Source organism: Nonomuraea sp. N2-4H (assembly GCF_045291505.1).
Classification (GTDB): Bacteria; Actinomycetota; Actinomycetes; order Streptosporangiales; family Streptosporangiaceae; genus Nonomuraea; species Nonomuraea fastidiosa.
In genome coordinates, this window is sequence record NZ_CP147987.1 from 2,147,599 (window position 1) to 2,162,393 (window position 14,795).

The 14,795-nt window shown below is 72.3% G+C and carries 12 protein-coding genes; 10 read left to right on the forward strand and 2 right to left on the reverse strand.

Going from position 1 to position 14,795, the window contains the following annotated elements; all coding sequences use genetic code 11:
• Nucleotides 1-2: 2 nt before the first annotated feature.
• On the reverse strand, nt 3-1,964 hold the full coding sequence (locus tag WBK31_RS09725; RefSeq protein WP_406674659.1) for a DUF2264 domain-containing protein: 1,962 nt from the start codon (nt 1,962-1,964) through the stop codon (nt 3-5).
• Nucleotides 1,965-2,355: 391 nt separating this feature from the next.
• Here WBK31_RS09725 and WBK31_RS09730 point away from each other — a divergent pair, with 391 nt between their 5' ends.
• From WBK31_RS09730 to WBK31_RS09775, 10 genes are all read left to right on the forward strand, one after another.
• Nucleotides 2,356-3,363 (forward strand): hydroxyacid dehydrogenase, encoded by a 1,008-nt coding sequence (locus WBK31_RS09730; protein ID WP_364065196.1) that lies wholly within the window; start codon nt 2,356-2,358, stop codon nt 3,361-3,363.
• Nucleotides 3,364-3,397: 34 nt separating this feature from the next.
• The gene (locus WBK31_RS09735) at nt 3,398-3,535 is read left to right on the forward strand and encodes a hypothetical protein (protein WP_378790026.1); all 138 of its coding nucleotides are present in this window, start codon (nt 3,398-3,400) and stop codon (nt 3,533-3,535) included.
• Between the two features lie 8 nt (nt 3,536-3,543).
• Nucleotides 3,544-4,692, forward strand: coding sequence for an ABC transporter substrate-binding protein (locus tag WBK31_RS09740; protein WP_378790025.1), 1,149 nt, complete (start codon nt 3,544-3,546; stop codon nt 4,690-4,692).
• Nucleotides 4,693-4,770: 78 nt separating this feature from the next.
• Nucleotides 4,771-5,682, forward strand: a complete 912-nt coding sequence (locus WBK31_RS09745) for a carbohydrate ABC transporter permease (RefSeq protein WP_406674660.1) — start codon at nt 4,771-4,773, stop codon at nt 5,680-5,682.
• Complete coding sequence (locus tag WBK31_RS09750) at nt 5,679-6,557, forward strand: carbohydrate ABC transporter permease (protein WP_378790022.1); 879 nt, start codon at nt 5,679-5,681, stop codon at nt 6,555-6,557. Before WBK31_RS09745 ends, WBK31_RS09750 begins: the two co-directional genes overlap by 4 nt.
• Nucleotides 6,554-7,252, forward strand: a complete 699-nt coding sequence (locus WBK31_RS09755) for a hypothetical protein (protein WP_364065187.1) — start codon at nt 6,554-6,556, stop codon at nt 7,250-7,252. The genes WBK31_RS09750 and WBK31_RS09755 overlap by 4 nt, the downstream gene beginning before the upstream one ends.
• A 52-nt stretch (nt 7,253-7,304) precedes the next feature.
• Nucleotides 7,305-8,171: an LLM class F420-dependent oxidoreductase gene (locus tag WBK31_RS09760; protein WP_364065184.1), complete on the forward strand. Its 867-nt coding sequence runs from the start codon at nt 7,305-7,307 to the stop codon at nt 8,169-8,171.
• Nucleotides 8,172-8,342: 171 nt separating this feature from the next.
• The gene (locus tag WBK31_RS09765; RefSeq protein ID WP_378790020.1) at nt 8,343-9,194 is read left to right on the forward strand and encodes a fumarylacetoacetate hydrolase family protein; all 852 of its coding nucleotides are present in this window, start codon (nt 8,343-8,345) and stop codon (nt 9,192-9,194) included.
• Nucleotides 9,195-10,202, forward strand: a complete 1,008-nt coding sequence (locus tag WBK31_RS09770; RefSeq protein ID WP_364065179.1) for an alcohol dehydrogenase catalytic domain-containing protein — start codon at nt 9,195-9,197, stop codon at nt 10,200-10,202.
• 13 nt (nt 10,203-10,215) lie between these two features.
• Nucleotides 10,216-13,089 carry an FAD-binding and (Fe-S)-binding domain-containing protein gene (locus tag WBK31_RS09775; RefSeq protein WP_406674661.1) on the forward strand — a complete coding sequence of 958 codons (2,874 nt, stop codon included), beginning with the start codon at nt 10,216-10,218 and terminating at the stop codon, nt 13,087-13,089.
• 99 nt (nt 13,090-13,188) lie between these two features.
• On the opposite strand, the gene ilvA is transcribed toward WBK31_RS09775, so the two are convergent.
• On the reverse strand, nt 13,189-14,538 hold the full coding sequence (gene ilvA / locus WBK31_RS09780; protein WP_378790016.1) for a threonine ammonia-lyase IlvA: 1,350 nt from the start codon (nt 14,536-14,538) through the stop codon (nt 13,189-13,191).
• Nucleotides 14,539-14,795 lie beyond the last annotated feature (257 nt).

Genomic DNA, 14,795 nt, shown 5'->3' on the forward strand with positions numbered 1-14,795 from the left:
GGTCAGGACGGCAGGGGAGCGGGGTCGAAGGCGTCGCTCGTGCCGTCCGGCCAGGTCACCAGGCAGCGCGGGCCGTCCCACGCCACGGCGGGCGGCTCGCCGGGCTCGGACGCGCCGAGGTGGATCGCCGCCGCGTACCAGACGCCCGTACGGGCGGGGCCGCGCGTCGCCCGCCACGGCACCAGCGTCCAGTGGGCGAGCGGCGAGGCGTCGTCCGCCGAGGTGACCCCGCCGGCGTCCAGCCCGGCCGCGTCCCACACCCCGGAGCAGGTCTTGCCGTTGCTCACCTGGGAAGCCCTGCTGTCCTCGTGCGGGCTGTCCTCGTGCGGGCCGTCCGCCGGCAGCGGCCAGCCGCCGACCCGCAACCGCGCCGTCCCCTGAGAAGCCGCCCCATCACCGGAGGGATCGGGCTGTACGCGGACCAGCCGCACCTCCCACGCCCCGCGCAGCACCGACAGCACCTCCAGCCACGGCCCCGGCCGCACCTCGCCGGAGCGCCCGGAGCCGTGATCGGGGGCGTCCTCGTCGGGCTTCACCCAGTGCGCCCGCCACCGCGACCCGCCGACGACGGTCCCGGTGGCGAGCCGTTCCAGGCGGAGCGTGTCGAAGCCGGTCCTGTGGCTCGGCTCGCCGTCCTCCGACAGCAGCGTGACCGACTGGTCCAGGGGCCGGGCGGCGTGCGGGCCGGCGAGCAGGGGAGAGGTGGCGGTCGAGTAGCCCAGGCGGGCGTACAGCGGCGAGTCCGTCAGATGCGAGCCGGGATGCGAGTGGTCGGTGCCGTGGTTGACGACGCGTACGACGCCGTCGGCCCGCGTCCCGCTGACCAGCCAGCCCGGGGCGGGCAGGACGCGGCCGTAGTCGCCGCGCTCGACCGGCAGCGGCTCCTCCACCGCCGTCCACACCGGGTGGTCGGCGGGCAGGGTCAGGCCGAAGAGCCCCTTGGACGCCCAGTACGGCGACCCGGGCCCCGAGTACGACTGCGCGATCGGCCGCCACGGCCCGTGCCAGCCCAGCGTCAGCAGCCCGTCATCGCCGGGGGCGCCGTGGGAGACGAAGTGGCGGGCGATTCCGGACGCGGCCCGCCGCAGCAGCCCGGGCGAGGGCGTGTCGAGACCGTACCTGGCGCCGGTCCAGAACGGCACGGCCGCGGCGAACCGGTAGGTGAGGCTGCGCCCCTGGATGAGCGGCGAGCCGTCGGCGCCGACGAGGTGCACCGCGTCCTGCAGGTAGCGTTCGAGCCGCCGCAGGTAGACGGGGCGGCGGGACTCCGCCTCGGGGCTGCCCGCGGCCATCTCGGCCCAGAGCAGCGGGTAGAACTGCAGCGCCCACCCGGCGTAGTGGTCGTAGGAGCGCTCCTCGCCGTCGGCGTACCAGCCGTCCTGGCGGGCGAAGCCGTCGGTCAGCGCCAGCCCCGCCTCGATGTCCTCCGCCGAGTACGGCCCGCCGACCGACTTGAGGAACTGCTCGACGACGATCTGGAACCACACCCAGTTGATCGGCGGATACCACGAGCCGATGGCGGGCTTGAGGTAGTCGACGACCTGCTCCTGCACGACGGGATCGAGCCGGTCCCACAGCCAGGGCCTGGTCAGGTGCAGGACGAGCGCGAGCGAGGCGGCCTCGACCTTGGCCTGGTCGTGCTCGTCGAGCCGGACCCAGCGCTCGGGGGAGTGCGGGTCGGTCCCGGCGGCGATGCCGTCGGCGTACCACTCCATGAGGTTGAGCGGGTCTTCGCCGTTCTCGCCCGTGACGCGGAAGCCGGCGGCGAGGAACGTGCGGGCGAAGCCTTCGAGCGCGTCCACGTCGGGGCCGTAGCCGCCGGGCCGGCCGGGGAAGGAGACCCTGGCGCGCCCCGGCGAGGTGTGGCGGCGGGCCGCCAGCAGCATGCGGTCGGCCAGATCTGCCCAGTGTGCGCGCGTCCACCCGGTGAACGGTGACAGCCGCGGGTCGTCCAGGGGCGGCATTCACGAGTCCCTTCGTGCCGGAACGATGTTTACGTAACCATCGATTCACGCGATGGTTACAGCGCCCCGGTTGCCCGTCAAGCGGTCACGAGCCCATCCGGCCGCTTTGTTGAGCAGTTGTGATCTAAGCCGAACGTTGATGATCGGATCGATTGGATTGCCTCTTGACTGTTTCGACATGCTCGCGCTTAACTCCATGGCAACGCCGACCGATCACAGATGAACGAAGCTGATCGTTTGCCGATCGGATCCATCCAGGCGCCCTTCTCTCGCCGTGCCGTCATGCGCGCGTGCCGAGACACCCCTGACGTCATCGCGTAACAAGGAGCATCAGGTTGAACAGCAGATTCCGCGTCGCCGGCCGGCCGAACGGGCACATGGGCGCGTCCCGATGACGCGACCCCAGGCCCTGCTGGTCATGAACCCGGACACCTACCGGCTGCAGTTCGGGCAGCGGCAGCTGCACCGGCTGCGCGAGATGGCCGAGCTGGGCGACCCGATCTGCGTCGACGACCTGGACACCCCCTCCGCACGGCGCCGCCTGCGGGAGAGCGAGGTGCTGCTGACCTCCTGGGGCTGCCCGCCGCTGACCACGGAACGGCTGGCCGACGCCCCTCGCCTGCGCGCCATCTTCCACTGCGCCGGCACCGTGCGCCCGTTCGTCACCGACGAGGTGTGGCGCCGCGGCATCGTGGTGACCAGCGCCGCCGACGCCAACGCCATCCCGGTCGCCGAGTTCACGCTCGCCGCGGTCATCTTCGCCGGCAAGAAGGCGCCGTTCCTCGCCCAGGACGCGCGCAAGCACCGCGACGACTGGTCCTACGCCTCACAGCGCGGCGAGCTGAGCAACCGCGGCCGCACGGTCGGCGTGGTCGGCTTCTCGCGGGTGGGCCGCCGGGTCGTCGAACGGCTGCGCAGCCTGGAGGTGGACGTGCTGGTCTCGGACCCGTACGCGGCGCAGGAAGAGGTGAGCGCCGCGGGCGGCCGCCTGGTCGAGCTGCCCGAGCTGCTGCGCCGCTGCCACGTGCTCACCCTGCACGTGCCCTCGCTGCCCGCCACCCGGCACCTCATCGGCGCCGCCGAGCTGGCCATGCTGCGCGACGGCGCGACCGTCATCAACACCGCGCGCGGCGCCGTGCTCGACACCGCCGCGCTGGAGCGCGAGTGCGCCTCCGGGCGGCTCGACGCCATCCTCGACGTCACCGACCCCGAGCCGCTGCCCGCCGAGTCGGTGCTGTACGAGCTGCCCAACGTCATGATCACCCCCCACATCGCCGGCTCGCTGGGCAGCGAGACCCGGCGCATGAGCGACAGCGCTCTCGACGAACTCGAACGCCACCTGGCCGGCCTGCCGCTGCGCACGGCCGTCACGCCGGACGAGTTCGCCGTCAGCGCCTGACCAACCCCCCTGCGACGGAGAGGAGACCGGATCAATGATCACGTCAGGCAAGGGCGGTGCGCGGCGGCAGGCGGTCAAGGGCCTGGCCCTGGCGGGCGCGCTCTCGCTCACCCTCGCGGCCTGCGGCTCGGGCGACCCCAGCCGGCCGACCCCAACGGCAAGATCACGCTGAGCGTCACGGTGTGGAACCTGGCCAAGACGCCCGAGTTCAAGGCGCTGTTCGACGCCTTCCAGCAGGCCAACCCGAACATCACCATCAAGCCGGTCGACATCCTCGCCGATGACTATCCGGAGAAGGTCACCACCATGCTGGCGGGCGGTGACAAGACCGACGTGATCACGATGAAGAACGTCACCGACTACTCCCGCTACTCCAGCCGCAACCAGCTCCTCGACCTCACCGACATGGTGAAGTCGACCGACACGAGCAAGCTCGCCGGCCTGGACGCCTTCGACGTCGGCGGCAAGTACTACGCGCTGCCGTACCGGCAGGACTTCTGGCTGCTCTACTACAACAAGACGCTGCTCGACAAGGCGGGCGTCAAGCTGCCCGAGCCGATGACCTGGGACGACTACGTCAAGATCGCCAAGCAGCTCACGTCGGGCGAGGGCGGCGACAAGGTCTACGGCGCCTACCACCACACCTGGCGCTCGGTCGTGCAGGCCGTCTCCGCCGCGCAGACCGGCGGCGATCAGCTCGGCGGCGACTACACGTTCTTTACCGACCAGTACAACGTGGCCAAGGGCCTCCAGGACGCCGGCGCCGTGCTCGACTTCGGCACCGCCAAGTCGCAGCAGGCCGACTACCGCACCCAGTTCGAGAGCGGCAAGACCGCGATGATGCCCATGGGCACCTGGTACATCTCCGGCATCCTCGAGGCCAAGGAGAAGGGCGCCACCGACGTCGAGTGGGGCCTTGCGCCCATGCCGCAGCGGCCCGGCGCCACCGGCGTCACCACGTTCGGCTCGCCGACCGCGTTCGCCGTCAACAAGCGCTCCGAACACGCCGACGCCGCCAAGAAGTTCGTCGAGTTCGCCGCGAGCAAGGCCGGCGCCGAGGCGATCACGAAGGTCGGCGTGGTGCCGGCGCTGCAGACGCCCGAGATCACCGAGGCGTACTTCGGGCTCAAGGGCATGCCGGAGGACGAGCTGTCGAAGAAGGCGTTCGAGCCCGACAAGGTCGTGCTGGAGATGCCGGTCAGCGAGCACACCTCCGACATCGACACGATCCTCAACGAGGAACACGAGCTGATCATGGTCGGCGACAAGTCGATCGCCGACGGCATCCGCTCCATGAACGAGCGCGTCAAGAGCGAAGTACTCAACTAGGGCGGTCGCGGGCCCGGGCCGCCGTCCGGGCCCTCCGGCGCCTCACGGAGAGTTCCGAAGGACACCATGACACAGGCAATGACGCGACCGCTGCCGCCGGCCGCACCGCCCCGCCGCCGACGCTCCTGGCACAACATCCTCGTCGGCTGGAGCTTCATCCTCCCGAACTTCATCGGCTTCGCCCTGTTCACGCTCGTGCCGATGCTGGCCGCGTTCGCGCTGGCGTTCCTCGACTGGGACTCCTACAGCACCCCCGAATGGGTCGGGCTGGAGAACTTCGAGCGGCTGTGGCGCGACCAGAACTTCCACGTCGCGCTGCGCAACACGCTCTTCTACGCGGCCGGGCACATCCCGCTGACGCTGGCCGTCGCGCTCGGCCTGGCCATCGTCCTCGACAGGAAGATCCGCGGCGTGCAGTTCTTCCGCACCGCCGCGTTCTTCCCGTACATCACCTCGCTGGTCGCCGTCGCGGTCGTGTGGAACATGCTGTTCAACCCGACCGCGGGCCCGATCAACCAGTTCCTGGAGGCGATCGGCATCTCCGATCCGCCGCGCTGGGTGGCCAGTACCGACTGGGCGATGCCCGCCGTCATCATCACCAGCGTGTGGCGGGACATGGGCTACTACATGGTGCTCTACCTGGCCGGCCTGCAGACCATCCCGCGCGAGTACTACGAGGCCGCCAGGGTGGACGGCGCCGGCGCCTGGCAGCGCTTCTGGAACGTCACGCTGCCCTGCCTGCGGCCCACCACGTTCTTCGTCCTGGTCATGCTGACGATCCAGAGCTTCAAGGTGCTGGACCTGATCGTGGTGATGACCGACGGCGGCCCCGGGCGCAGCACGCTCGTGCTGGCCCAGCTCGTCTACCGCGAAGGCATCCGCGAGGGCCAGTTCGGCTACTCATCGGCCATCGCGCTGGTGCTGTTCCTCATCGTGCTGACGGTGACCGTCCTTCAGTTCCGACTCAACGAGCGCAGGAGCACGTCATGACCGCGCTGCCAGGAGCCGCCACCGAGGCGGGCGCCGGCGGCGGGCGCAGCCGCGCGCGGCGGCTGCTCCGCACCGTCCCCGCCTACATCGGCCTGATCGTGATCGCGGCGCTGGTGCTGGTGCCGTTCGCGTGGATGGTGTCGTCCTCCCTCAAACGCGACAACCAGGTCTTCTCGGTGCCGATCCAGTGGATCCCCGACGAGCTGCGCTGGCAGAACTTCGTGGAGATCTGGGAACGCATCCCGCTGCTCACCTACCTCGGCAACTCGGCGTTCCTGTCCGTCACGATCACCGCGCTGCAGGTGCTGACCGGCAGCTTCGCCGCCTACGGCTTCTCCAAGGTGCGCTTTCCCGGCAGGGACGGGTTGTTCCTCGCCTACATCGCGACCATCGCGGTGCCGTGGCAGGCGTACATGGTGCCGCAGTACATCATGATGCAGCGGGCCGAGCTGACCGACACGTTCTTGTCGATCATTCTGCTCCAGGCGTTCAGCGCGTTCGGCGTCTTCCTCATGCGGCAGTACTACATGTCGATCCCCGACGACCTGTGCGAGGCGGCGCGCATCGACGGGCTCAGCGAGTACGGCATCTACCGCCGCATCATGCTGCCGCTGTCGAAACCGGCGCTGGCCAGCCTGGCGCTGCTGACGTTCGTCAACACCTGGAACGACTACATGGGGCCGTTCATCTACCTGACCAGCAACGAGCTGTGGACGGTGCAGCTCGGCCTGCGCTCGTTCGTCGGCCAGTACGAGGCCGAGTACGCGATGATCATGACCGGCTCGGTGCTGTCGGTGCTGCCGATCCTGGTGATCTTCCTGTTCGGCCAGCGGTACTTCATCCGCGGCATCGCGACGAGCGGGCTCAAGGGATGAGCGCGCCGCGGAACGTCTCCGAGGGCGGCGGGGTCGCACGGCGGCTGCTGCGCCCCGCCCGCCAGGAGACCTACGAGAAGGTGTTCTCCACCGTCTACGTCGGCCTCATGACGAACGTGCTGCTGGCGATCTCCTGCGCGCCGCTGCTGTTCGCGCTGGCCGTCGTGCGCGACCCGCTGGCTTCGTGGCCGTTCTTCGGCGTGCTGTCGCTGCTGTGCGCGCCGGCGCTGACGGGCGCGTTCGGCTGCTTCGAGGCGCTGGACGAGGGCGGCACCGGCGTGCTGCGCGCGTTCTGGGGCGCCTACCGGCGGGCCTGGCGGCGCGCCCTGGCCGTGTGGGCGGCGGCGGGGACGGCGGTCGCGGTGCTCGCGGTGGACGCGGCGGCCGTGGCGGGCACCGGCTGGGGCCCGGCCCTGGTGCCGTTCTTCTGCACCGCCGCCGCGCTGGTGATCTCGGTGGCGTTCGCGCTGCTGACGCTGGCCGGCGAGCCCGGCACGCGGCTGCGCTCCCTGGTGCTGCCCTGCCTGTTCCTGGTCGCCCGCCGCTGGTACCTGGCGGCGGCGACCCTCGTCGTGCTCGGCCTCGCCGTCGCGGTCGTCCTGGTCAAGCCGGTGGCCGGCCTGCTCCTGCTGGCCTCCCCGCTGCTGTACGCGGCCTGGGCGACCATGCGGTACGTCGTCGCGCCGGCCCGCTGAGGAGGCGTGGCGTACGGCCGCTCCTTCGGGCCGCCGTGGTATCACGAGAATCATGAAGAATCTTGCGGGCGCGGGCATCTGGAGCACGCAACTGAGGCACGGTGACCCGGGAGAGGCCGCCGAAGCGGCCGCCGAGCTGGAGGAACTCGGGTTCACCGCCTTGTGGATACCCGACGTCGGAGGGCCGGTGTTCGAGGCGGTCGAGCGGCTGCTGTCGGCCACCCGGCAGGCGACGATCGCCACCGGCATCCTGAACCTGTGGATGCACACCGCCGAGGAGACCGCCGCCTCGCATGCGTCGCTGTCGGCCGCGCACGGCGACCGGTTCCTGCTCGGCATCGGGGTCAGCCACGCCCCGCTCATCGACTCGACCGAGCCCGGCCGCTACCGCCGCCCGCTCGCCGCCATGTCGGCCTTCCTCGACGGGCTCGACACCGCCGAGCGGCCCGTACGGCCCGGCGACCGGGTGCTCGCCGCGCTCGGTCCCAAGATGCTGGAGCTGGCCAAGGAGCGTTCGCGCGGCGCCCACCCGTACCTCGTCACCGTCGACCACACCCGCCAGGCCCGCGAGGCGCTGGGCGCGGGCCCGCTGCTGCTGCCCGAGCAGACCGCGATCCTGTGCTCCAGCCGCGACGAGGCGCGCGCCATCGGCACCGACTGGCTGCGCGGCTACCTGTCCCTGCCCAACTACGCCAACAACCTGCTGCGGCTCGGCTTCTCCCAGGAGGACCTGGAGACCGTCAGCGACCGGCTGTTCGACGCGCTCATCGCCTGGGGCGACGAGGAGGCCGTCAAGCGCCGGGTGGACGAGCACCGCGCGGCAGGCGCCGACCACGTGACCGTCCAGGTGCTCACCGACGACCCCAAGGGCTTCCCGCGCGATGAGTGGCGCAGGCTCGGCCCGGCGCTGAACGGCTAGAGCGGACTCTGCGGGCCGCCCGCCTCCCGGAGCGGTGCCCGACGCGCTCGGCGCGCTGCGGTCCGCACCCGCCTACCACTGGCCACCGCGGGACGACAGCCTCTCATAATGGGGAAAACCGTCGCACCGCCGTCGTCAGCAGAGACCTGGAGGCGAGCCGCCTTGTACCTCATGCGCATCGGAGCCCCCGGCGCCGAGAAGCCCGTCGTCCGCGTCGACGACACCCGCTACGTCGACGTCTCCGACGTCACCCCCGACTTCGACGAGCGCTTCTTCGCGGCGGGCGGCCCCGCATCCATCGCCTCCGTGGTCGATGAGCGCATCGCCCGCGGCGACGTACGCGAGTTCGCCGGCGAACGCGTCGGCGCGCCCATCGCCCGGCCGCACCAGATCCTGTGCATCGGGCTCAACTACAGCGACCACGCCGCCGAGACCGGACAGGCGGTGCCGAAGGAGCCGATCCTGTTCACCAAGTCGCCCAACACGCTCGTCGGCCCGTACGACGACGTGCGCATCCCGCGCGGCGCCACCAAGACCGACTGGGAGGTGGAGCTGGGCATCGTCATCGGCCGCCGCACCTCCTACCTCGACTCGGTCGAGGAGGCCAGGGACGCGATCGCCGGCTACTGCGTGGTCAACGACGTCAGCGAGCGCTCCTTCCAGATGGAGCGCGGCGGGCAGTGGAGCAAGGGCAAGTCGGCCGAGACGTTCAACCCGGCAGGGCCCTGGCTGGTCACCCCCGACGAGATCCCCGACGTGCGCGACCTCGGCATGTGGCTGAACGTCAACGGCGTGCGCCGCCAGACCGGCAACACCAAGACCATGATCTTCGACCCGTACGTGATCGTGCACCACCTGAGCCAGTTCATGGTCCTGGAGCCCGGCGACCTCATCGACACCGGCACCCCGCCCGGCGTCGGCATGGGCCACGACCCGCAGATCTGGCTCCAGCCCGGCGACGTCATGGAGCTGGGCATCGACGGCCTGGGCAGCCAGCGGCAGACCGTCGTCGGACCCCGCTAGATGCGCGCCCTGGTGCTCACCGGGCCGGGCAAGGCCGAGGTCCAAGACGTCGAGCCGCCGCACGCCGCGCCCGGCGAGGTCGTGGTGGACGTCGAGCGGGCCGGCGTGTGCGGCACCGACGTCGAGCTGTTCACCGGCCGGATGAGCTACCTGAGCACCGGGCGCGCCTGGTACCCGCTGCGGCCGGGCCACGAGTGGTGCGGCCGGGTCAGCGCCGTCGGCGACGGCGTGGACCCCGCCTGGCTCGGCCGCCGCGTCACCGGCGACACCATGCTCGGCTGCGGCCGGTGCGCGCGCTGCCTGGCCGGGCGGCACCACGTGTGCGCCGACCTCGCCGAGATCGGCATCAGCAGGGGCCGCCCCGGCGCGCTCGCCGAGCGGCTCCCCGTACCGGCCGCCGCGCTGCACGCCCTGCCCGACGACCTGGACCCCGCGCTCGGCGCGCTGGTCGAGCCGGGCGGCAACGCGCTGCGCGCCGTACGCGCCGCCGCGCTCGGCTCGGGGGAGCGGCTGCTCGTCCTCGGCACCGGCACCATCGGCCTGCTCGCCGCGCTGTTCGCGCGCGCCCAGAGCGTCGAGGTCCACCTGCTCGGCCGCGACCCCGCCCAGCTCGGCCTGGCCACCGATCTCGGCTTCTCCGGCGTCTGGACCCGCGCCGAGCTGCCCGGCCTGCCCTGGCACGCGGTCATCGACGCCTCCACCGCGCCCGAGCTGCCCGGGCTCGCCCTCGACCTGGTCGAGCCGGGCGGCCGCGCCGTCTACATCGGCCTCGCACCGGACCCGTCCACGGTCGACACCCGTGACCTGGTGCTGAAGGACGTGACGGCAGTCGGTATTCTCGGCGGTTCAGCCGGACTCGACGGGGCCGCCGCGGCCTACGCCGACGGCTCGGTGGACGCCCGGCCGCTGGTCGCCGCCACGATCGGGCTCGCCGAGACCGCCGAGGCGCTGGCCGGGCGCCGCCCCGAAGGCCCAGGACCCAAGATCCACATCGACCCGCGACGCTAAGGAAGCACCCATCGTGATCGACCAGCCGGACCCCGCACTCCTCGCCGCGGTCGAGGCCGCCGTGCCGGGGATCGCCCGGACGAGGGCGAGCGACCGGCTCGGCCTGGCCCACGACGCCTCCCACTACCTGCTCACCCCGCAGGCCGTCCTGGTGCCGCGGGACACCGCCCAGGTCGCCGCGCTGCTCAAGGCCGGGCTGCCGATCACGTTCCGCTCCGGCGGCACCAGCCTCAGCGGGCAGGGCGTCAGCGACAAGCTGCTGGTCGACACCCGCCGTCACTTCCGCGGCATCGAGGTGCTCGACGACGGCGCCCGCGTACGCGTCCAGCCCGGCGCCGTGCTCCGGCAGGTCAACGCCAGACTCGCCCCCTACGGCCGCAAGCTCGGCCCCGACCCCGCCAGCGAGTCGGCCTGCACCATCGGCGGCGTCGTCGCCAACAACTCCAGCGGCATGACCTGCGGCACGCACGCCAACACGTACCGGACGCTCGCATCCATGACGCTCGTGCTGCCCAGCGGCACCGTCATCGACACCGGCGCGCCCGACGCCGACGAGCGGCTGCGCGCGCTCGAACCCGCGCTCTTCGAGGGCCTGGCCCGCCTGCGCGACCGCGTGCGCGGCAACCCCGAGTCCGTGCGCCGCATCCAGGCCCAGTTCTCGCTGAAGAACACCATGGGCTACGGCCTCAACAGCTTCCTCGACCACGACACGCCCGCCCAGATCCTCGCCCACCTGGTCATCGGCAGCGAGGGCACGCTCGGGTTCGTCGCCGAGGCCGTCTTCCGCACCGTGCCCGCGCACCGCCTGGCCGCCACCGGCCTGCTCGTCTTCCCCGCGCTGCGCGAGGCCATGGCCGCCATGCCCGCGCTGGTCGCCGCCGAGCCCGCCGCCGTCGAGCTGCTCGACGCCGAGTCCCTGCGCGTCGCCCAGACCGACCCCAAGGCCGACGACGTGCTGCGCACGCTCGCCGTCCAGGACCACGCCGCGCTGCTCATCGAGTGGCAGGAGTCCGACGCCGACCTGCTCGCCGAGCGCGAGCGCGCCGCCGAGCGGGCGTTCGCCGAGCTGCGCCTCGCCGTGCCCGCCAGGCTCAGCCGCGACCCCGGCGGCCGGGCCGGGCTCTGGCACATCCGCAAGGGCCTGTACGCCGCCGTCGCCGGAGCCCGCCCCAGCGGCACCACCGCCCTGCTCGAAGACGTCGCCGTCCCCGTGGCCGCACTGGCCGACCTGTGCGACGACCTCACCGCCCTGTTCGCCGCCCACCGCTACGAACGCAGCGTCATCTTCGGCCACGCCAAGGACGGCAACCTGCACTTCATGATCAACGAGCGGTTCGGCACCGAGCTCGACCGCTACGCCGCCTTCACCGAGGACATGGTGGCGGCCGTGCTCGATCGTGGCGGCACGCTCAAGGCCGAGCACGGCACCGGCCGCGTCATGGCCCCGTTCGTCCGCCGCCAGTACGGCGACGAGCTGTACGAGGTGATGCGCGAGGTCAAGCGCCTGTGCGACCCGGCCGGCACGCTCAACCCCGGCGTCGTGCTCACCGATGACGACGAGGCCCACCTGCGCGACCTCAAACGGGTCGTCAGCGTCGAGCCCGAGGTGGACCGCTGCGTCGAGTGCGGCTACTGCGAGCCCGTCTGCCCCAGCCGCGACCTGACCACCACGCCCCGGCAGCGCATCGTGCTGCGCCGCGAGCTGGCCGCCGCCCGCGCCGCCGGCGACCACGCGCTCGCCCGCGAGCTGGAGTCCGAGTACGGCTACGACGCCGTCGACACCTGCGCCGTGGACGGCATGTGCGCCACCGCCTGCCCCGTCCTCATCAACACCGGCGACCTCACCAAGCGGCTGCGCGCCGAGCGGCACGGCCGCCTCGCGAACAAGGGCTGGGCGTCGGCCGCCCGCCACTGGGACGGCGTCACCCGGGCCATGAACCTCGCACTCGACACCGCCGCCGTCGCCCCCGCCCCGCTGTCCGAGGCCGCCGCCCGTGCCGCGCGGCGGGTGGCCGGAGCGGACGCGGTGCCGCAGTGGTCGCGCGACCTGCCCAAGGGCGGCGCCCGCCGCCGTCCCCGCCCGTCGCGCCGGCCCGCCGCGATCTACCTGCCGTCCTGCCTGAACACGATGTTCGCGCCCGCCGCCGGTGGGCCCGGCGTGATGACCGCGTTCCAGCGGCTCGCCGCCCGCGCCGGAGTCGAGCTGCTCGTCCCGGAGGGGATCGCGAGCCTGTGCTGCGGCACGCCGTGGTCGTCCAAGGGGTACGGCGACGGCCACGCCACGATGGCGGAGCAGGTCCGCACGGCCCTCGGCCGCCTGGGCTTGGCCGGGGACACCGTGCCGGACGGAGGTTCGGCCGGTGACGCGGCGCAGGACGGTGGCCCGGCCGGTGACACGGCTCCGGGCGCTCCGGCTCTGGGCGCCGCGGGCGGGGAGCGCATCCCGGTCGTCAGCGACGCCGCCTCCTGTACGGAGGGCTTCCGCCACCTGCTCCCCGGCGTCGAGGTGCTCGACGCGGTCGCCTACACCGCCGAGCACCTCCTGCCCCGCCTGACCGTCAAGCGCCGCCTGCCGAACCTGGCCCTGCACCCCACCTGCTCGTCCACCCGCCTCGGCCTCGACGCCGCCATCACGCGGCTCGCCGAGGCGATCGCCGAGAAGGTGGTCGTGCCGGAGGGCTGGCAGTGCTGCGCCTTCGCCGGCGACCGCGGCCTGCTCCACCCCGAGCTGACCGCCTCGGCCACCCGCGCGGAGGCCGTCGCCGTCCAGGCCTCAGGCTGCACCGCGCACGCCTCGGTCAACCGCACGTGCGAGCTCGGCATGACCCGCGCCACTGGCAGGACGTACCATCACCTGCTCGAATACCTCGACCGCGCCACCGCCTGACGCGCGGCCGCCTGACGGGCCACCGCCTGATGCGCCACCCGCCACCGCCTGATGCGCCACCCGCCCCCCCTGACGTGCGGCCGCTTGTGCGGTGGAGCGTCAGGTGACGAACCGGAACAGCGGGCTGGACGGATCGATCTGCTCGATGCGGTGCGGCGCGGCCTCCATGCGCTTCAGCAGCGCCGGCAGGTCGTCGGGGCTGGACAGCTCGATGCCCACCAGCGCGGGGCCGGTCTCGCGGTTGTTGCGCTTGACGTACTCGAACAGCGTGATGTCGTCGTTGGGGCCGAGCACCTCGTCGAGGAAGCGGCGCAGCGCCCCCGGCTCCTGCGGGAACTCGACCAGGAAGTAGTGCTTGCGCTCCTCGTGGACGAGAGCGCGCTCGACGACCTCGGCGTACCGGCTGACGTCGTTGTTGCCGCCGGACAGCACGCAGATCACCGTGGCGCCCGCCGGGATGCCGGTCAGCGCGGGCGTGCGCAGCACGGCGGTGGCCAGCGCGCCCGCGGGCTCGGCGATGATGCCGTCGGTCTGGTACAGCGCCAGCATCTCGCTGCACACCTGACCCTCGGGGACCGACACGAGGTCCACGCCGGAGCTCACGATGATCGGGTACGTGACGTCGCCTACCCGGCGCACGGCGGCGCCGTCGACGAACGTGTCGATCGCGTCCAGCGTGACCGGACCTCCGGCCGCGACGGCGGCGGCCACGCAGGCGGCCCCGGCCGGCTCGACGCCGATCACCCGGGTGCCGGGATGCCGCTCGCGCAGCCAGGCCAGCGAACCGGCCAGCAGCCCGCCACCGCCCACCGGGACCACGACGACGTCCGGCGTCCTGCCGAGCTGCTCGACCGCCTCGCGCAGCACCGTGCCCTGCCCCGCGATCGTGCGTACGTCGTCGAACGCCGGAACCAGCGTCGCCCCCGTCGCCGCGGCGTCGGCCTTCGCCGCCGCGGACGCCTCGTCGTACGTCTCGCCGCCCAGCACGATCTCGATCATGTCGCCGCCGAGCGCGGCGATGCGGTCCCGCTTCTGCCTGGGCGTCAGGCGCGGCAGGTAGACCCGGCCGCGCACGCCCAGCGCCGAGCAGGCGTACGCGACCCCCTGGGCGTGGTTGCCCGCGCTGGCCGCGACCACCCCGGCCGCCCGCGCCGCCTCGCCGAGCTGCGCGATCAGGTTGAACGCCCCGCGCACCTTGTACGAGCGCACGGTCTGCAGATCCTCGCGCTTGAGCCAGATCTCGGCCCCGGTCATCTGGGACAGGCGCGGGTTCCGCTCGAGCGGCGTCGTCGCCACGATCCCCGCCAGCCGCCCGGCTGCCGCATCCACATCGGCGGCACGGACGGCAGCCGCGGGGGACCACGTCACAGTAGCGGCCTGTGCTACGGCGATGGTGGCGTTGGCTGCGGACGCCGCCGCGGCGGATGCGTCCTCACGTGAATCACTCACGTCACATTTCCCCTTGATTGCGTATATGTCGATGCCGGAACCCCCGCCGGCCAGGCAACGCGCGTGGATCCCAGGGCAGCGCGGTGAAAGCCTGCTCTCAGGTTCTTAGTGCATCGAACCCGCCCGGCCAAATCGCCGGATCCCGGTAGGCCGGTTATCGGAGGGAATCGGGGGCGACACGGTCCGTCAAGCGGCCTGAAGCGACCCCGCAAGTCGCCTGAAATCAGCCGACGTCCCCCGTAAGCCGCTTGAAATCG